Source organism: Hymenobacter sp. 15J16-1T3B, from assembly GCF_020711235.1.
Lineage (GTDB): Bacteria > Bacteroidota > Bacteroidia > Cytophagales > Hymenobacteraceae > Solirubrum.
Window position 1 is genome coordinate 120,306 of the sequence record NZ_JAJFAV010000017.1, and the last position, 19,205, is coordinate 139,510.

Here is a 19,205-nt window from a genome sequence, read left to right on the forward strand (position 1 = left end):
GCAGTCAGTACCACACTCCGGACAGCCGCCCAAACGCACAGCGCCTCCGACGCACGAGCATCGGAGGCGCTGTATTGTAAGAGCAGGTGGACGATTTACTGCCAGCCGCCGCCCAGGGCCCGGTACACGTTCACCGAGGCGTTGAGCTGCTGCATCTTGGTTTCGATCAGGTCGAACTTCGATTCCAGGGCGTCGCGCTGGGTGAAGAGCACTTCGGTGTAGTCGGCGCGGGCCGAGTTGAAGAGGCTGTTGGAGATGTTGATGGACTGGTTCAACGCCTGCACTTCGCGGGCCTTGGCCTCGTAGCTGTTCTGCAGGTTGCTGATGTTGGCCATCTGGTTTGCCACCTCGATGTAGGCGTTCAGAATGGTCCGCTCGTAGTCGTACACGGCCTGGGTCTGCCGGGCGTTGGCCGAATAGTACAGGGCCTTGATGCCGTTCTTGTTGATCAGCGGGGCGGCCAGGTTGCCGGCCAGCGTCAGCAGCATCGACTCCGGGGCGTTGAGCAGCAGATCGGGGCGGAAGGCCTGGAAGCCGGCCGCCGCGTCGATGCTCAGGCGCGGGTAGAAGTTGGCGCGGGCCACCGTCACGTCGAGCTTGGCGGCGGCCAGGTTCTGCTCGGCCTGCCGGATGTCGGGGCGGTTTTGCAGCAACTGGGCGGGCACGCCCGTTTGCACGGCTTTCGGCAGCAGGTCGTTGAAGGCCTGGGCGTTGCGTTGCACCGGTTGCGGGTAGCGGCCCACCAGGAAATTGATCCGGTTTTCCGTCTCCACGATGCGCTGCTGAATCTGAAACTGCCGCGCGGTGGTGTTTTGCACCTGCGCCTCGAAGCGCTGCACTGCTAGCTCCGTCACCCGGGCTGCTTCTTTCTGCAGGCGCACGGCGTTCAGGGCGTTGCGCTGAATGGCAATGTTCTGCTGCAGAATGGCCAGCTGGTTGTCGAGGGCCAGCAGCTCGTAGTACGAGGTGGCAATTTCGGCCACCAGGTTCGTGACGGTGAAGTTCCGGCCTTCAATCGAGGCCAGGTAGCGGTTGTTGGCCGCCTGCTTGGCGTTGCGCAGCTTGTGCCAAATGTCGACTTCCCAGCTGGCGAAGGCGCCCACCTGGAAGTTGGTCAGCGGGTCGGGCGTGCGCCGCTCCCGGATGTCGACCGTCTCCTCCGTGGCGCCCTGCAGGGTGTAGCGGCCCACGCGGTCGGCGGCGGCCTGCGCCCCGATGCCCACGGTGGGCAGGTACTCGCCTTTGCGGGCGCGCACCTCCTGCCGGGCAATTTCAATTTCCTGCTGGGTGATATTCAGCTCCTGGTTGCGCACCAGGGCCGTGTCGATCAGGGCCACCAGGTTGGGGTCGGTGAAAAACTCCCGCCACCGCAGCTTGCCCGAGTTGCTGGTCGAGTCCGCGGGGGTGCCGGCGTAGCTGCCGGCAATGGTGCGGTTTTCGGTTTTCTGCACCAGGGTGGGCGTCTTGCACGCTCCCACCGCCAAGGCGAGGGCAGCGGCGCTCAGGCCCTGGTAGATGCGTTTTTTAAGCATGGGACTCAACTCCTTCGTCAACTAAAACATGGGGCTCAAACTCGGACAGCGGGTGTTCGTTTTCGTCCTGAATCAGCTTGCGCCCGTCGGCCAATGTGCCGAAGATGTAGTACAGACCCGGCACGATGATGACGCCGAAAATGGTACCGAACAGCATGCCGCCCAGGGCCGAGGTGCCGATGGTGCGGTTGCCGATGGCGCCGGCGCCGTGGGCAATGACCAGCGGAATCAGACCGGCAATGAAGGCGAAGGAAGTCATCAGAATCGGACGGAAACGCACCTTGGCGCCTTCAATAGCCGCTTCGCGGATGGTCATGCCTTCCTCGCGCTTCTGCACCGCGAATTCCACGATGAGCACCGCGTTCTTGCCCAGCAAACCCACCAGCATCACCAGGCCCACCTGGGCGTAGATGTTGTTGGCCAGGCCCATGCCCTTGATGAGCAGGAAGGAGCCGAAGATGCCCGCCGGCAGGGAGAAGATGACGGCCAGCGGCAGCAGGAAGCTTTCGTACTGGGCAGCCAGCACGAGGTACACGAAGCCGAGCACAATCAGGAAGATGTAGATGGCCTCGTTGCCGCGGCTCACCTCGTCTTTCGACAAGCCGCCCCAGTCGATGTCGTAGCCGCGGGGCAGGGTTTTGGCCGCCACTTCCTGCACCGCCTTGATGGCCTCACCCGAGCTGAAGCCGGGGGCCGCGTCGCCGCGGATGGAGGCCGTGGGGTACATGTTGTAGCGGTTGATTTCGTTGGCGCCCTGGCCCTTCACAATCTTCATGAAGGCCGAAAACGGCACCATCTCGCCTTTGTCGTTTTTCACCCACATGTCCAGGATGTCCTTGGGCAGGCGGCGGTACTCGGGCGAAGCCTGCACGAACACCTTGAAGAAGCGCTGGTATTTGATGAAGCCCAGCTCGTAGGTCGAGCCCACCATGATGCTGAGCGTGTTCATGGCGTTGCCGATGCTCACACCTTTCTGCATGGCCAGCTGGTTGTCGATCTGCAGCTCGTACTGCGGGTAGTTGGCCGAGAAAAAGGTAAACAGCCCGGCCAGCTCCTTGCGCTTCTTCAGCTCGTTCATGAACTCGTTGTTCACCTTTTCCAGCGCCTTGTAGTCGCCGGTAGCGGTTTTGTCGAGCAGCTGCAGCTGGAAACCACCCGCCGCGCCGTAGCCCGGTACCGCTGGCGGCTCGAAGAATTCGATGGTCGCGCCGGGAATTTCCTTGGCCTTTTCTTCCAAGGACATCACAATGTCGTGGATGCTCTGGGTGCGCTCGTGCCAGGGCTTGAGGTCGATGAGCAGGGTGCCGGCGTTGGAGCCGCGGCCCTCAGTCAGCACTTCGTAGCCGGCCAGCGAGGAAATGCTTTCCACGCCGGGCACGTCCTTGGCCAGCTTGGAGAGCTGCTGCGAGAGGGCGTTGGTGCGCTCCAGCGTCGAGCCGGGCGGCGTCTGGATGATGGCGTAGAGCATGCCCTGGTCCTCGGCCGGGATGAAGCCCGACGGCAGCGTGGACGAGATGCCGAAGATGCCGAAGCCGAAAGCCGCCAAGATCAGGAAGGTGAGCACGCGGCGGTCGACTACCTTCTCCAGGAAGTTCACGTAGCGGCCGGTCAGGCGCTCGAAGCCGCGGTTAAACCAGTCGATGAAGCGGTTGATGGGCGTCTTCTTGCGAGGCTGGCCGTGGTTGTTCTTCAGAATCATCGCGCACAGCACCGGCGTCAAGGTCAGGGCCACGATGCCCGAAATGACGATGGACGAGGCCATGGTGATGGAGAACTGCCGGTAGAAAATGCCCACCGGGCCACTCATAAAGGCCACCGGCACGAACACGGCCGTCATCAGCACGGTGATGGCAATGATGGCGCCGCTGATTTCGCCGATTACCTCGCGCACTGCCCCGTAGGGCGAGAGGTGCTTTTCCTCCATCTTGGCGTGCACCGCCTCCACCACCACGATGGCGTCGTCGACCACGATGCCGATGGCCAGCACCAGGGCGAAGAGCGTAATCATGTTGATGGTCATGCCAAACGCCTGCATGGCAATGAAGGCACCTACCAGCGACACCGGCACGGCAATAATGGGAATCAGCGTGCTGCGCCAGTCGCCCAGGAAGAGGAATACCACCAGGGCCACCAGAATAAAGGCGTCGCGCAGAGTGTGAATCACGTTTTCCGTGGAGGCGTCGAGGAAGCTCGACACGTCGTAGCTGATTTTGTAGTCCATGCCGGGGGGCATGGTCTTCTTCAGCTCCTCCAACTTGCTCTTCACGCGCTTAATCACGTCCGAGGCGTTGGAGCCGTAGGTTTGCTTGAGCACGATAGCCGCCGAGGGGTAGCCGTCGAGGTTGGAGTAGATGTCGTAGAACTCCGAGCCCAGCTCCACGTTGGCCACGTCTTTGAGGCGCAGCGTTTCGCCGTTGGCGTTGGCCTTGATGATAACGTTCTTGTACTCCTCCACGTCGTTGAAGCGGCCCTTGTAGGTGAGCACGTACTCCAGCGCCGAGGCCTCCTTGCCGTCGGAGCGGCCGATACGGCCCGGCGAGCCGATAACGCTCTGGTCGTTGAGGGCCTCCATCACGTCGTCGACGGAGAGGTTGTAGGCCCGCATGCGGTCGGGCTTCAGCCACACGCGCATGGCGTACTGCCGGCTACCCAGGATGCTGGCGCGGCCGATGCCGTCGATGCGCTGGATTTCGGGCAGCATGTTCACCCCGGCAAAGTTGAAGAGGTACCGCATGTCGGTATTCTTGTCTTTGCTGTAGAGGTTCACGTACATGAGCATGTTCGGCACCACGCGGTTTACCACCACGCCCTCGCGCTGCACCAGCACCGGCAGGCGGTTCAGGATCTGCGCGATACGCGTGTTCACGTTCACCACCGCCTGCTCCGGGTCGGTGCCCAGGTTGAACACGATCTGGATGTTGGCCTCGCCGGCCGACACGGCGTCGGAGGTCATGTACTTCATGCCGGGCACGCCGTTGATGGCCTGCTCCAGCGGGATGAGCACCGACTCGGTCAGCACCTTGGCGCTGGCGCCCGGGTAGGCCGTGCTCACCATCACCATGGGCGGCGAAATCTCCGGAAACTGAGAGTTCGGGAGGGTATTGATAGCCAGAATACCCATGAACATGATAACCACCGAAATAACGATGGCAAACACGGGCCGGCGAAGGAATCTACTGAACATGTTTACGCGCTTATGGAAGGCAATGAACAGTCATGCTGAGCCTGTCGAAGCATCTCTACCGCTTCGCTGGATGCTAGCTGGCGAAGCGGTAGAGATGCTTCGACAGGCTCAGCATGACGGCCTTTTTTCGAGTGGATTCAGCCCTACTCCGAGTAGGTTTTCAGGTGCGGGATGACGGCTTTCGGGTCCTGGTACTTGAACTCGATTTCGTCGCCGTCTTTCACCTTGCGGATGCCCTCCAGCATGATTTTGTCGCTGGCTTTCAGGCCGCCGCTGATGATGAAGAGGTCGGGCATTTCGGCGCCCACGGTCACCTCGCGCTGGTGCACCTTGTTCTTGTTATCGACCACGTACACGAACTTCTTCTCCAGCACCTCGAAGGTGGCTTTCTGCGGGATGATGACGGCGTTTTTAAGCGGCACGGTCATCAGCACCGAGCCCGTTTCGCCGTTGCGCAGCAGGCCTTTGGGGTTAGGGAAGGTGGCGCGGAAGGCAATGTTGCCGGTTTCGTTGTTGAAGTCCGCCTCGATGGTTTGCACCACGCCGGGCTGGTCGAACACCTCGTTGTTGGCCATGCGCAGCTGCACTTGCATGGGGCGGTCGGTCGACTGCGCGTGCGACTTGTAGGAGAGGTACTCGGCCTCGGGCACGTTGTAGTACACCCACATCTTGCTGTTGTCGGAGAGGGTGGTGAGCAAGTCGCCCTCGTCCACGAGACTACCCAGCCGGGCCTGGAAGTGGTCCATAATGCCGCTGAACGGCGCCTTGATGGTGGTGAAGCCCAGGTGGGTTTTGGCCAGCGCCACTTCGGCCTTGGCCTTCTCCAGCTTGGCCTGCGACAACGCCAGCTCGTTGGCCGATACGATGTTGCCGGTGGCCAGCTTCTTGGTGTTCTGGTACTCGATGTCCACGAACTTGGCCTCGGCTTCGGCCTTTTTCAGCTCGGCCTCATAGAGCAGCGGCATGATTTGGAACATGAGCTGCCCCTGCTGCACGTGCTGGCCCTCGTCGACGAAGATTTTCTGCAGGTAACCCTTTTCCAGCGCCCGCACTTCGATGTGCTGAAAGGCGTGGATCTGCGCCACGTACTCCTTGGTGATGGTCGTATCTTGCTGCAGCGGGCTGGTAACCAGGAATTTTACTTTTTCTTCCTTTTCCTCTTCGTGCTTCGAGCAGCTTGTGGTGCAATACAAGACACTCCAGCTCATGAGCATGAGCGTGAACAGTCGTTTCATAAAAAGCTTGGGTGCAATGACGGGCGCCGGCGGCGCCTAACAGATGTGGTGGTGTTGGAGAAGGTACTGAGCGGGGGCAGCCGGCTGGGGTGGGGCGTTGGACGCCGGCGCTAATCGGTGCGGTAGCCTGTCTTGGGGGTGCCAAACCACGAAATCCATTGGCTGGACAGAGTGTTGCGACTCGTGTTCGTGCATGCGTTGAGGGCGGCGCGGGGCGGGCAGCGGGCCGAAATCGACGGAGCGGGGGCCGGCACTGGTGCCGGATTGCCAAGCCCAAATCGAATTAAAAAGCCACTGCTGCACAGCTTATGCCAGGTGATTAGTGAGGCAAAGCAACCACCACTTTGATTAAGAGGATATGAAGGAATGGGCCCTACCCACCTGAAATGAGCTTGGATACAAACTCTACCACCTTGCCTACAACAATCTTATAATCAAACAAATATCTTCACATTACCACGTCACTTGTCCGTGCGCCGGTGATGAATTTTTTCAAGTCCAGCGGCCCGCGTGGCTGAATTATGAAGAACGAGTCGGCCCGCCCGCGCCGGCCCCGCTGCCCCCACTGGCCTCGGTTCGTCCCTTTTCCGGGGGCATTCGTCCCAGCCTTTTCCGGCAGCCGGCCGGGCGCCTTAATCTTGCTTCCGAAAGCCCGGCGTCCGGCGCTTTCTGATCTTATTTCTTGCTGTTATGCTCTCCCTGCCCGCATTGACCCGGCCCTTCACCGCCCTCGGCCCCGACGACGCCCACCCTTCGGCCCCGCGCACCATTGCCCGCGACGTGCTGCTGGGCTTCGCCCTCTGGTTTATGCTCCTGCTGTTTCTGGTGTCTACCGACGCGCCCAACGAGCCGCGGGTGTATGGGTGCACACTGCTGGCCGTGGCGGTGCTGTTTCACGCCGTGGCCTGCCGCTGGCTGATTCCGTCGTCGTGGGGGAAGCGGCGGCCGTTTGGCAGCTACTGGCTGAAGGCGTTTCTGGTGCTGGTGGCCTCGGTGGTGCCGGTGGCACTGGTGCTGCTCATCATCACCAGCGACTCGGAGGTGGCCATTGGCTTCAACGTGTTTCAGGTGTTCTTCAACCTGCTGGTCACGGCGCCGCTGTCGTGGCTGCTGTACCGGCGGCGCTGGCAGCGGCAGTCGGCCCTCACGGGGCTGCAGCAGGAGCTGGGCCACTCCGAGGCTTCCCTGGATTTGCTTCGTTCGCAGATCAACCCGCACTTTTTGTTCAACGCCCTGAACACGCTCTACGGCACGGCCCTGCAGGAACACGGCGAGCGGACGGCCCACGGCATTCAGCTGCTGGGCGACATGATGCGCTTCATGCTCCACGAAAACCACCAAGCCCACATTGCCCTGACCCGCGAAATCGACTACCTGCGCAACTACGTGGAGCTGCAGACCCTGCGCACCGCCACCTCGCCCGACATCAGCATCAGCACCAGCCTGGCCGACGCGCCCGCCGCAGCCCAGATTGCGCCCATGCTGCTGATTCCCTTCGTGGAAAACGCCTTCAAGCACGGCATCAGCCTGCAGCACAAGTCCTGGATCAAGGTAACGCTGCACGTGGAGCAGGGCACGCTGTACTTCGACGTGTACAACAGTCTGCACGCCCGCCCCGCCCCCGCCGGGCCGGCCGCCGAAGCGTCGGGCATCGGCCTGAGCAACGTGCGCCAGCGCCTGCAATTGCTCTACCCCGAGCGGCACGAGCTCATCATCCGCCGCAGCCTCGACGAGTACTTCGTGCACCTGACCCTGCAGCTCTAGCACGCGCGCGGTTGCCGTGCTACCTTCCCGGTATGAAAGCCATTGCCATCGACGACGAACCCATTGCCCTGGACGTGGTGCGGGCCCTGGCGGCCAAGGTGCCCTTCGTGGAGCTGGCCGCCGGCTTCACCGATGCCTTTCAGGGTCTGGCCTACCTGCAGCGGGAGCCGGTGGACCTGCTGTTTCTCGACATCAACATGCCCGATATTTCGGGCTTGGAGCTGGTGCGCACCCTGCCCACGCGCCCGCTCATCGTCTTCACCACCGCCTATGCCGAGCACGCCGTGACGGGCTTCGAGCTCGATGCGGTGGACTACCTACTCAAGCCTTTTGCGCTGGCCCGCTTCGTGCAGGCTTGCAACCGGGCCCAAGAGCGCCTGCAGCTGCGCCAAGCCCCGCCCGCAGCCCCGGCGCGCGACTACCTGTTTCTGAAAACCGGCTACGAGCAGGTGAAGGTGCACTACGCCGACATCCTCTACGTGGAAGCCGCCGGCAACTACGTGACCTTTGTCCTCACGACGGGTCGCCGCCTGCTGGCCCGCCTGACCATGCAGGAAGTGCTGGCCCTGCTGCCGCCCGGGCAGTTTGCGCGGGTGCACCGCTCCTTCGTGGTGGCCACCGCCCACGTCGACCGCATCGAGCGGCACCAGGTGAGCGTGCAGGGCCACGCCGTGCCCGTGGGCGCGGCTTACCAGGATCAGTTGCGCCTGGGCTAAGGTCGGCCGCTATTTAACCCTCGCGTGCTGCGGTGAGGCCGCTGCAGACCGCAGACGCCTTCGGCCGGGGCAAAGGCCTGTTCCGCGGCGGTGTGTGCCCGGTGCCCGTGGTTTCAGAGGGCGCGGTACTGCGGAGCGGGGCCGCCTGCGCCAGCTCGGCCGGCCCGAAGGCCCGTCGTTGCTCGTGGGCGTGGCCGTGCCGCTCAAGCCCCTCGTCCCCGACCCCACGCTGGTGCCCACATTCGGTCCGGTGCACGGCCTGCTGTTTCTCCTGTTCGTGCTCAATACCCTGCGCGTGGTCATGGAGCTCGGCTGGCGCTTCGCCGATACCAGCTGGCAAGTGCTGATGGCCTGCCTCGTGCCCTTCGGCACCTTTTACATTGACCGCTACATCCTGCCGCCCCTGCAGGCCGCGTCGGCGCCGTAGGCCCGCAACCGACAACGCCCACCGCGTCGGCCAAGCGGCCAGGGCGGTGGGCGTTACGGACGCGACTTGCCGCGGCAGCTTAGCCCAGCTTCTCGCGGAAGAAGGCCAGCGTGAGGGCCCAGGCTTCGCGGGCCGCCTGCGGGTGGTAGCTGGCGCGGGCGTCGCAGTGGAAGCCGTGGTCGGCGTAGGAAATGACGGTGTTGACGTAGGGCTTGCCGGCCGCGTCCAGCGCCGCCGTCACCGCGTCGACCTGCTCGCGGGGAATGTGCTTGTCTTGCCCGCCCCAGAAGAAGAGGTGCGGGGCGTGCAGCTCGGCGGCCCGGCCGGCCAGCGTGTGCGTGCCTCCGCCGTAGTACGACACGGCCGCGGACAGCGGCAGCACCGCGTTGGCCAGAAACGACACCCGCCCGCCCAGGCAGAAGCCGATGCTGCCGATGCGGTCGGCCTGCACGCGCTCCTGGGCTTGCAGCCAGGCGTGGGCGGCCTGCAAATCGGCCGTTAGGCCCTCGGGCGAAATGCCCTGAAAGTGCGGGGCCGCGCTGGGAAAGTCGGTGTAATCGATTTCGAAGCCGGCCGGAGCCGTGCGGTGAAACAGCTCGGGCGCCACCACCACGTAGCCCGCGGCGGCCAGGCGGTCGGCCACGTCGCGGATGTGGGCGTTGACGCCAAAGGCCTCTTGCAGCAGGATGATGCCCGGCGCTGGCGCGGTGCCGGCGGGAAAGGCCGTGTAAGCCTGCAGTTCGGTGCCGTCGGCGGCAGCCAGCGTGACGGCGTTGGGGTAGCTCATGAGGTACGGTTAGGAAGGATCAGACGAGGCCAAGCAACCGGGCGCAGCCGGCAAAGGTTTGGCGGGCCTGCGGATGCGCCTTTCACGGCAGGAATTCACGGCCCCGTCAACAGCCGGCTTGCGCATCTGAAAGCCAGGATTCCGGACAGCACCACCGGCAGCCCGAACCCGACACTCGCCAGGGGGCGAAACCCGGTGAGGGCGCAGAGCAGAAACGCCAACACCAGGTTCAAGGCCGCCAGTGCCAATACCAGCAGAGTCGCCCACCGGCCGCGCGCCAGCAGGCTCAGCAGCGCCGCCAGCCCGGGCAGCACCCAGAGCACGCCTAACACGGCAGCCCCGTCGCCGGGGCGGGCACCACCGGCCAGGACCGGCGGTCCGCCGAGCAGCAAGCCGCCCAGCAGCGCCGCCCGGCCGCCGGTGGCCAGTAACCGGGGACGGATTGAGGAAGCAAATAGTCCGAGCAGCTGCATCATATGACGAGTCGTTACTGCTTTCTCAGCGTCCCAGATACGCCCCCAGCTCCGACAACGAACCGATGCCCAGCTGCCGGGCTTGCTGGCGGCGCATTAGCAGGGCGTAGGTGTTGTTGAAGCCCAGCGGCGGCAGCCACTGCAGGCCGTAGCGCCGCCCAAATTCCCGTTGCACGTAGTCGAACACTGCCGCGGGGCGCCCGCCCAGGGAATCGAGCGTGGCGGGCCGGGGCTGCAGCAGCACCTGCAGGCCCGTGCCGGTGTACTCCGGGTACATGTCGATGGCGCCGGCGCGCAGGGCCTCAAAGCAGATGGTGGTGCCGCCTAGGCCGGTTTTGGTTTGCACCTGCAGGTCGGTGTAGCCACGGATCAGGGCCGCGTACATTTCCGCCAAAATGTACTGCTCGCCAAAGATTTTCGACCCCAGGCGCACGGTGGCCGCGCCGCCGCGGGCCGGGCGGGGCCGCCGCCACAGCCCGCGGCGGCGCAGCCAAGCTTCGGCCACGGCGCGGGGCTCCTCGTGCCGGTAATCGACGCGGTAGTTCAGCTCGGTCATGGCCGAGTCGGAGAGCTGGCCGGCCAGCAGGTTGAGCACCGGCCCCAGCTCGGGGTGGGCTTGCAGCAGGGCCGGGCGCAGCACCGGGGCGGCGTAGTAGGGCGGAAACACGCGCCGGTCGTCGCGCAGCACCAGCAGGCCGTAGGCGCGGATGCGCCCGTCGGTGCTGTAGCCGTCGATAACGTCCACGTCCGCGGCGCGGGCGGCTTCGTAGACCAGCGCCGGCGCCAGCACCACGCTGGGCAGGCGGCGCAGGCCGTAGGCGTGGCGCAGCGCGGGCAGCCCGTCGGCGCGGCCCACAAACTCGGGGCTGAAGCCGGCGCGCAGCTTGCCCGCGGCGCCGGGCAGCAGGTACAACGCCCCCAGCAGGGGCAGCACTACCAGCAGCCCCGCTCCTACCCGCGGCAGCCGGCGCACACTCAGGCGCTGCACGGCGGCCAGGGCCGCATCAAACGCCAGGGCCAGCGCGGCGGCGGGCAGGGCCCCGGCCAGAATCATCACGGGGTTGTTCAGGGCAATGCCGCCGAAAATAAACTCGCCCAGCCCGCCCGCGGCCACGTAGGCCGCCAGCGTGGCCACCCCCACCCCGATGACCGCCGCCGTGCGGATACCGGCCATGAGCACCGGCAGGGCCAGCGGCAGCTCGACGCGGCGCAGTACTTGCGCGTCGGTCAGGCCCAGACCGCGGGCGGCTTCCACCACGGCCGGGCTCACGCCCTGAATGCCGGTGACGGTGTTGCGGATGATGGGCAGCAGCGAGTAGAGCAGCAGGGCCACGATGGCCGGCGCGGCCCCGATGCCGAGCAGCGGAATCAGGAAGCCGAGCAGGGCAATGCTAGGCACCGTTTGCAGCACCCCGGCCGCGCCCAGCACCGCCGGCGCCCAGCGCGGCCGGCGGGTGAGCCAGAGGCCCAGCGGCACGCCCAGGGCCACGGCCAGCAGCACTGCGGCCGCCGTCAGCCCGATGTGCTGCAGGGTTTGCTCGGCCAGCTTGCCGGCCTGGGTGCGCCAGAACTCCAGCAGTTCGCTCCAAAAACTCATGCGATAGCGGCTTGCAGGGCGTGGTGAAAAGCGTGCATCAGCGGCCCGACGGCCGCGGCTTCGGGGTTGGCGGCGGTGAGCTGCTCCAGCGCCGTCTGCACCGACGTGGCCGCCGGCAGCTGGTGCAGGGCGGGCGGCGGTGGCTCTGACAGAAACGGCTGCAAATCGGCCAGGGTGAGCGTGCGCAGCTGCAACGGCAGCCGCTCGGCGGCGAAAAAGCGGCGTACAAACTCGTTGGCGGGGCGCAGCAGCAACTCGCGCGGGGTGCCCAGCTGCTGCACGCGGCCGGCGTCGAGCAGCAGGATGCGGTCGGCCAGCTCGAAGGCTTCGGCCACGTCGTGGGTGACGAGCACCACGGTTTTGCCGCGCAACTCGGGCAGCTCCCGAAAGTCGCGGCGGATACCAGCGCGCACCACCGGGTCGAGGGCGCCGAAGGGTTCGTCGAGGAGCACGATGGGCGGATCGGCGGCCAGGGCCCGGGCCAGCCCCACGCGCTGCTGCTGCCCGCCCGACAGCTCGTGCGGCAAGCGCTGGGCAAACCGCTCGGGCGGCAGGTGCAGGCGCGTAAGCAATTCTTGGGTGCGGGCCTCGATGGCCGCGGGGACGTGGCCGAGCAGGCGCGGCACCACGGCCACGTTCTCGGCCACCGAATAGTGCGGCAGCAGGCCCACTTGCTGAATCACGTAGCCCATGCCCCGGCGCAACAGCTCGGGCCGCTGCCGCCGCACGTCCTGCCCGTTGATTTCCACAGTGCCGGCGTCGGGCTCCACCAAGCGGTTGAGCATTTTGAGCAGGGTGGTTTTGCCGCAGCCCGAGGGCCCGAGCAGCACCAGCGTCTGGCCGGCGGCCAGCTCCACGGATACGTCGTCGACCACGACCTGGGGGCCGTAGCGCTTGGTGAGGCCGCGGACGCGGATAATGGGCACAGCGGGAGTAGCGGGCATAGCAGGGCGGCAAGGTACGGCCCACGGCGTACTATTCCCGGCCGCCGCGCTCAGGCCGTCGGCAAGATGGCGCTGAGAATGAAGAGCAGCACGCTGAGCCCGAGCAGCCCGGCCCCCAGCAGGCAAAACACGACCACCGCGTAGGTGCGCCGCGCCGCGTCGATGGAGGGCACGGCAAACTGCCCGGTGTTGGCCGGGTTGTAGCGCACCGGCACGCGCTGCCCGCGGCGGAAGTGCAAGCGCCCCAGCGAGCTGCCCCGCACCGCCGGCCCGACGACGGTGTGGCCGCTGGCCGTGCGGAAGCGCACCAGCAGCCGCGTCACCACGGCGGCCTCCCCGCCGCGGTTCACCACCAGCTCCTCGAAGTCCAGCACCTCGCCCTCGGCGGGCACGGCCCCGGCCTCCTCGCGCGGGCGCAGCAGCAGCGGCAGCCCGGCAAACACGAACACCAAGCAGGCGGCCGCACACAGCAAAAAAACGTGGGGATTATAAAAGAACAGCCAGAGCAGCATTGGCAAAGCGGAGGAAAACTGTGCCTGAAACGCCGGCGCCCGGCCGGGGTTGCCGCGGCCGGCAGGCAACCCAAGTGCCCCTTGCTGCCGAGTGCGCCGTCGTGCGGGCCAACCGGCCGCGCTTATCTTGCGGTGGGCGCCCGGCGCTTGCTCCATCCTTACTCTCTTCTCCTTCTTCGCATGCAAAAACTAGTACTCCCCCTGCTGAGCGCGGCTCTGCTGCTGGCTCCGCTCTCGTTCAGCACCGCCCAGGGCGCCAAGCCGACGGCCGCCGTCAGCAAAGCCGCCGGCGACACCTACGCCGTGCAGCCGCAGCTGAGCACCCTGGGCTGGGTGGCCAAGAAAGTTACCGGGCAGCACAACGGCACGGTGGCCTTGAAAGACGGGCAGCTGCAGGTGAAAGGCAACCAGATTACGGGCGGCACCTTCACCTTCGACGTGGCCGCGCTCAAAATCGAAGACGTGACCAACGAGGGCATGAACGCCCGCCTGACCACCCACCTGAAGTCCGACGACTTCTTCGCCACCGAGAAATTTCCCACGGCCACCTTCGTCATCAGCAGCCTGAAAACCACCAAGCCCGACGCGGCCGGCAACAATGCCGAGGTCACCGGCAAGCTCACCATCAAGGGCATCACCCAGGACATCCGTTTCCCGGCCAAGGTGGGCGTGAAAGACGGCGTGGCCGCCGCCTCGGGCACGGCCACCGTCGACCGCACCAAGTTCGACATCAAGTTCCGCTCGGCCGCCTTCTTCTCCGACCTCGGCGACAAAGCCATCGAGGACAATTTCACGCTGAACTTCAACGTGGTAGCCAAAAAAGCCACCCGCAGCTAAGTCGTTCGGGGCGTGCACCAGAACAGCAAAAGCCCGCCTCGGTCCCTGACCGAAGCGGGCTTTTTGGTAGCGCGCCGGAGCGCCGCTGCGTCACGGGGCCTGCTCGATGGCCCGCACGGTGTCGTCGATGGCCTGCTGGGCCGGGGCGGCAATAGTGCCGGCCGCTACCTGGGTACGCAGGTTTTGCAGCATGGTCAGGACTTGCGGGCCGATGTAGGGCTTGTACTCGATGCCCAGGCTGCGAAACGGCTGCAGGCCCGCGGCAAACGCGGCCGGGTCGCTGGTGCGGGTGAGTAGCTGGGCCAGGCTGGGCAGCATGTTGAAGCGCGGCAGCGGCTCGGCGGCCTGCACCTGCGCCAGCACAAACGGCAGCCGGGCCGGGTTGCCGGCCTGGGCGTACACCGCCACCAGGGCCGCGGTGAGGGCGCCGCGGTGGTCGGCCTCCAGAGCGGGGGCGCGGCGCAGGGCCTGTGGCAACTCCACGGCGGTCAGGGCTTGCAGGGCCGCGCCCTGCACGGTGTAGGAGCGGCTGTCGAGGGCGTTGGCAAAGAGCCGGGCGTCGCGCTTGTCGCCGAGCTTGCCGAGCACCTTCAGGGCCTCGGCCCGGGCCTGCGGGCTGGGCTCGTGGGAGGCGAGGCGGCGCACCGCGGGCAGCAGGGCGGCGCGCAAAGCAGGCTGCTTCACTAGGTCGATGTTTTCGAGCACCGTCCAGCGCAGGGCGTAGTACTTGTCGCCGAGGGCGGCCAGCAGGGTTTGGCGGGCCTGGGCGTCTTCGGGGTGAGCGGCGCAGGCCAGAATGGCTTCTAGCCGGTCGAGGTAGCGCGGGGCGTGCTGGTACTGGTAGGCAAAGGCGCCGAGCGGCTTGTTGTCGGTTTTCTGCCAGACGAGCACGTTCTCCGCATCGACGTTGATCAACTCGGGCCGTTGGGCGGCGGGCAGCTGAAACGTCTGCGTGGTTTCGCGCAGCCGCAGCCGGTGGCGCTGCGTACGGCCGCCGGCGTACACGTCCACGTCCAGCGGCAGCTCGTAGGGCGCCCCGCCCTGGGTCTGGCGCAGGGTCACGGCTTGGGTGCGGGTGGCCGCGTCCCAGGGGCCGTAGTCGATGGTGACGACGGGGTGGCCGGGGCGGTAGTACCACTGCTGAAAGAAGCCGGTCAGGTCGCGGCCCGAGGCGTCTTCCAGGGCCAGGCGCAGCTGCTCGGCTTCGCCGGTGCCCAGAGCCTGGCGGGTCAGGTAGAGGTTGAGGCCGCGGAAAAACACGTCCTCGCCCAGCTCGTGGCGCAGCAGTTGCAGAATGCGCCCGCCCTTCTGGTAAGTCACCGCGTCGAATACGTCTTCCTGGTTGGCGTACTGGCGGCGCACCAAGGGCTTGGTGAAGTTTTGCGGGTTGGCCAGGTAGGTGCGCAGGGAGCGGTAGGCCTGGCGGCCGGCTTCGTCGGGGCCCAGCTGGTGCTCGGCCCAGAGCACCTCGCTGAAGTTGGCGAAGCTCTCGTTCACCGTCAGCTGGCCCCAACTCTCGCAGGTCACGTAGTCGCCAAACCACTGGTGAAACAGCTCGTGGGCAATTTCGCGCTCCACCAGCTGGTATTCCCAGTCAAGCAATTCGCGGGCCGAGCCCTGGGCGTGCTCCCCGAACAGCGAGGCGCTGGTGTTTTCCATGGCCCCCGACACGTAGTCGCGCACCACCACCTGGGCGTACTTGTTCCAGGGAAACTCCACCCCGAGCTTTTGCGAGAAAAACGCCAGCATCTCGGGCGTGCGGCCGAAAATGGCCTGGGCCTGGGCCGCGTATTTCGGCTCGAGGTAGTAGCTGATTTCCTTGCCGCGCCACTGCTCCCGCTGGACGCGGAAGTCGCCCACGGCCAGCATGAACAGGTAGGGCGCGTGGGGTTGCTCCTGCAGCCACCGGTCGGTGCGGGTGCCGTCGGGGTGGGTTTGCTGCTCGCTCAGGCGGCCGTTGCTCAGCGTCACGTAGCGGGCCGGCACCGTGAGGCTGATGTCGGCGGTGGTTTTCTGGTTGGGCCGGTCGATGGTCGGAAACCACACCGACGAGGCCTCCGTCTCGCCCTGGGTCCAGATCTGGCGGGGCTTGCCGGCCACTGCGCTGTCGGGGTTGATGAAGTACAGGCCCTTGGCGTCGCGGATGGCCGCGCTGCCCTTGGCGCCCAGCTCGTCGGGTTTGGCCACGTAGTCGACAAACACCGTGTACGACTCGCCCGGCTGGCGCACCTGGTTGAGCTTGATGCGCAGCTGACGGCCATCGTAGCGGTACTGCAGCGGTTGCTGCTGGGCGCCCAGCACCAGCGCCACGGCTTTGATGTCCATGCCTTTGGCGTCGAGCAGCAGCGAGTCGGTGGCGTAGGCGTGGGGCTTCAGCGTGACCCACTCCTGCCCGTAGGCGTAGCGCTTGGCGTAGTCGAAGCGCAGGGCCAGGTGGGTGTGCACCAGGTCGTGGAGGCGCGGCGGGGAGTCGTGGGTAGGCAGGGCCGGCGGGGCGGTGGTCGATTGGGCCAACGCGGCGGCCGGACCGAGCAGGGCGGTGAGCTGGCAGAGCAGAAATAGGCGCACTGGCAAAACGGATGAGGTGCCGAAGCAGCCTGGGCAGCCGCTTCCAGGGCGCAAGATGCACACGGCAGGGCAGGCGTTGTTTCGGCCGCGTCCCGGTTGCCTTCCGGGACTGGCCTGGCTCCACCTCAACCGCCGGCCTACTTGGGCGCGTTGATGCCGAAGCGGCTGTACTGCCCGGTGCTGAGGTTAATCAGCACCTCGTAAAAGCAGGTGCCGCCTTACACCTCATACAGCCGGTGTTTCCACGACGCATCGTGCGTGAAGCAAAAGCCATTCACCCACACCAGCCGGTTTCCCGCCTCATCCACCGCGCTGACGTCCTGGTGCTGATAGGCCGTGGTACTAGCCAAGCCGTTTTCCCGGCGGGCCGCCTGCGCTACGGCGGCTATTTGGGGTAAATCCGCAGCCCGCAAGGTATCCGCTCTGACGCCTGAATGCGGCAGAAAGGCGGCGGCGTCAGCCAGAACGGCAGCAGCACGCCCCCGGAATCCACCGCCGCGGCCGCCGGCCGCCAGCCGTAACGGCTAGCGGGCCGGGAGGCAATCCGCCGGGGAAGCGGAGGAGCCCGCACCGGCTGGGCCAACGCGCTGCGCGGCGGCCGCTGCAAGCCGAGGGCAGCAGGGGCCGCCCGCCCCTGCCCTACCGCCGCTGGCAGCCACCAGCCGGTCAGCCCCAGCAGGATCAGCCCGCGCAGGAGCTTTGCTTGCCGCCTCATTCGCTCGGGGCTGCGAACTATGCTCCGGACCCATCCGGCCCAATATACCCCCTAGCGCACCGGCTGCGTCAGGGGCTGCTCGGGCCGGGGCTCCGCTTGCGGCTGGGGCCGTTCGAGGGCCCCGCCGATGGGCGCCAGCGGCTGCAGCAGCCGAATGACCAGGCCCGTCCAGCCGGTTTGGTGACTGGCACCGAGGCCGTGGCCGTCGTCGCCGTGGAAGTACTCATGAAAGAGCAGGTAGTCCTTGAAGTGCGGGTCGCGCTGCAGCAGCTCGTAGTGGCCGAAAGCGGGGCGCCGCCCGCGGGCATCCTGGCGGAAGATGCGCGTCAGGCGCTCGGCCAGGGCGTTGGCCACCCCGTTTAGCGTCAGGTAGTTGCCCGAGCCAGTGGGGTATTCCACGGTCAAGGCGTCGCCGTAGTAGAAGTGGAAGCGCTGCAGCGACTCGATGATGAGGTAGTTGATGGGAAACCACACCGGGCCGCGCCAGTTGGAGTTGCCGCCGAACAGGTCGGAGTGCGACTCGCCCGGCTCGTAGCGCACCTCAAAGTCGGCGTCGGGCGTGTTGTAGACGTACGGCTGCCCCTCGTGGTATTTCGACAGCGCCCGGATGCCGTAGTCGGAGAGGAATTCGGCTTCGTCGAGCATGCGGGTGAGCAGCTTTTCCAGGCGGTGGCGGCGCAGCAGGCTCAGCAGGTGCCGCTCGCCCTTGCCCGGCTCCTGCCAGCGCGACACCAGGGCCGAAAGCTGCGGGCGGTTGTCGAGCAGCCAGCGCAGGCGCTGAGTGAAGGCGGGCATGGCTTCCAGCATTTCCTCGTCGAGCACCTCCACCGCGAAGAGCGGAATCAGGCCCACGATGCTGCGCACTTTCAGCTTGATGCGCTCATCGTCGGGCAGGTGCAGCACGTCGTAGAAGAAGGAATCCTCCTCGTCCCAAAGGTTAAACGACCCGTCGCCGGCGCGCGTCATGGCCTCGGCAATGTAGAGGAAGTGCTCAAAGAACTTGGCGGCCACGTCTTGGTACACGGGGTTGGTTTTGGCCAGCTCCAGGGCAATGCGCATCAGGTTGAGCGCGTACATAGCCATCCAGGAGGTGCCGTCGGCCTGCTCGATGTAGCCGCCGGTGGGCAGCGGGGCCGAGCGGTCGAATACACCAATATTATCCAGGCCCAGGAAGCCACCCTCGAAGATGTTGTGGTTGTTGCGGTCCTTTCGGTTCACCCACCAAGTGAAGTTCAGCATCAGCTTGTGAAACACCGACTCCAGAAACACGGTGTCGCCCTGGCCGTCGTGGAGCTTTTTATCCATCTGGTACACGCGCCAGGTGGCCCAGGCGTGCACCGGCGGGTTCACGTCCGAGAAGTTCCACTCGTAGGCAGGCAGCTGCCCGTTCGGGTGCATGTACCAGTCGCGGGTGAGCAGGCGCAGCTGGTTTTTGGCGAATTCCGAGTCCATCACGGCCAGCGGCACGCAGTGGAAGGCTAGGTCCCAGGCCGCGTACCAGGGGTATTCCCACTTGTCCGGCATCGAAATGATGTCGGCGTTGCGCAGGTGGGGCCAGTTGCTGTTGCGGCCCTGGCGGCGGCCGGCGGGCGGGGGCGTGAAGCCGCCCGGGTCGCCGTGCAGCCACTGGGTCACGTCGTAGTAGTAGTACTGCTTGCTCCACATCATGCCGGCCAGGGCTTGGCGGTGAATGTTGCGCGCGTCCTGGTCGGGCAGCTTGTCCTGCAGGCAATCGAAAAACTCGTCGGCGTCGGCGTGGCGCTGGGCAAACAGCTCGTCGAAATCGGCAAACGGGCGCGCCAGCTCGGCCCGGCTCAGGCGCAGGCGAATCTTTTGGGAGGCGCCCCCGGCCAGCTTGAGGTGGTAGCGGGCGGCGGCCTTGGTGCCGCGGCGGGCGGGGTTCACGGCCCGGCG

General features: G+C 65.9%; 14 protein-coding genes. 4 read left to right on the top strand and 10 right to left on the bottom strand.

The features are described from left to right. Window positions 1–95 precede the first annotated feature (95 nt). From LJ737_RS22965 to LJ737_RS22975, 3 genes are all read right to left on the bottom strand, one after another. Complete coding sequence (locus LJ737_RS22965) at window positions 96–1,532, bottom strand: TolC family protein (RefSeq protein ID WP_227769101.1); 1,437 nt, start codon at window positions 1,530–1,532, stop codon at window positions 96–98. Further along, on the bottom strand, window positions 1,525–4,716 hold the full coding sequence (locus LJ737_RS22970) for an efflux RND transporter permease subunit (RefSeq protein ID WP_227769102.1): 3,192 nt from the start codon (window positions 4,714–4,716) through the stop codon (window positions 1,525–1,527). The genes LJ737_RS22965 and LJ737_RS22970 overlap by 8 nt, the downstream gene beginning before the upstream one ends. Window positions 4,717–4,859: 143 nt before the next feature. Continuing rightward, window positions 4,860–5,951: an efflux RND transporter periplasmic adaptor subunit gene (locus LJ737_RS22975; RefSeq protein ID WP_227769103.1), complete on the bottom strand. Its 1,092-nt coding sequence runs from the start codon at window positions 5,949–5,951 to the stop codon at window positions 4,860–4,862. A gap of 690 nt (window positions 5,952–6,641) precedes the next feature. Here LJ737_RS22975 and LJ737_RS22980 point away from each other — a divergent pair. From LJ737_RS22980 to LJ737_RS22990, 3 genes are all read left to right on the top strand, one after another. Further along, window positions 6,642–7,715, top strand: a complete 1,074-nt coding sequence (locus LJ737_RS22980) for a sensor histidine kinase (RefSeq protein ID WP_227769104.1) — start codon at window positions 6,642–6,644, stop codon at window positions 7,713–7,715. 32 nt (window positions 7,716–7,747) lie between these two features. Next, window positions 7,748–8,431, top strand: coding sequence for a LytR/AlgR family response regulator transcription factor (locus LJ737_RS22985; protein ID WP_227769105.1), 684 nt, complete (start codon window positions 7,748–7,750; stop codon window positions 8,429–8,431). A 94-nt stretch (window positions 8,432–8,525) separates the two neighbouring features. Then, the gene (locus LJ737_RS22990) at window positions 8,526–8,858 is read left to right on the top strand and encodes a DUF3817 domain-containing protein (protein ID WP_227769106.1); all 333 of its coding nucleotides are present in this window, start codon (window positions 8,526–8,528) and stop codon (window positions 8,856–8,858) included. Between the two features lie 79 nt (window positions 8,859–8,937). Here the strand turns inward: LJ737_RS22990 and LJ737_RS22995 are convergent, their stop codons facing one another. The 5 genes from LJ737_RS22995 to LJ737_RS23015 form a co-directional block, all read right to left on the bottom strand. Then, a complete protein-coding gene (locus tag LJ737_RS22995) occupies window positions 8,938–9,645 on the bottom strand; it encodes a dienelactone hydrolase family protein (RefSeq protein WP_227769107.1) in 708 nt (235 codons plus the stop codon). Window positions 9,646–9,740: 95 nt separating this feature from the next. Further along, window positions 9,741–10,121 carry a hypothetical protein gene (locus LJ737_RS23000; RefSeq protein ID WP_227769108.1) on the bottom strand — a complete coding sequence of 127 codons (381 nt, stop codon included), beginning with the start codon at window positions 10,119–10,121 and terminating at the stop codon, window positions 9,741–9,743. A gap of 22 nt (window positions 10,122–10,143) precedes the next feature. Beyond that, window positions 10,144–11,715, bottom strand: coding sequence for an ABC transporter permease/substrate-binding protein (locus LJ737_RS23005; RefSeq protein WP_227769109.1), 1,572 nt, complete (start codon window positions 11,713–11,715; stop codon window positions 10,144–10,146). Then, window positions 11,712–12,659 carry an ABC transporter ATP-binding protein gene (locus LJ737_RS23010; protein ID WP_227769110.1) on the bottom strand — a complete coding sequence of 316 codons (948 nt, stop codon included), beginning with the start codon at window positions 12,657–12,659 and terminating at the stop codon, window positions 11,712–11,714. Before LJ737_RS23010 ends, LJ737_RS23005 begins: the two co-directional genes overlap by 4 nt. A 50-nt stretch (window positions 12,660–12,709) precedes the next feature. Beyond that, window positions 12,710–13,171, bottom strand: coding sequence for a DUF3592 domain-containing protein (locus tag LJ737_RS23015; RefSeq protein ID WP_227769111.1), 462 nt, complete (start codon window positions 13,169–13,171; stop codon window positions 12,710–12,712). Between the two features lie 180 nt (window positions 13,172–13,351). Between LJ737_RS23015 and LJ737_RS23020 the strand changes: the two genes are divergently transcribed. After that, window positions 13,352–14,008, top strand: coding sequence for a YceI family protein (locus LJ737_RS23020; RefSeq protein WP_227769115.1), 657 nt, complete (start codon window positions 13,352–13,354; stop codon window positions 14,006–14,008). 90 nt (window positions 14,009–14,098) lie between these two features. Here the strand turns inward: LJ737_RS23020 and LJ737_RS23025 are convergent, their stop codons facing one another. Both LJ737_RS23025 and LJ737_RS23030 read right to left on the bottom strand, forming a co-directional pair. Beyond that, a complete protein-coding gene (locus LJ737_RS23025) occupies window positions 14,099–16,576 on the bottom strand; it encodes a M1 family aminopeptidase (RefSeq protein ID WP_227769117.1) in 2,478 nt (825 codons plus the stop codon). 766 nt (window positions 16,577–17,342) lie between these two features. Beyond that, the coding region (locus LJ737_RS23030) for an MGH1-like glycoside hydrolase domain-containing protein (protein ID WP_227769120.1) at window positions 17,343–19,205 on the bottom strand (1,863 nt) is incomplete at its 5' end.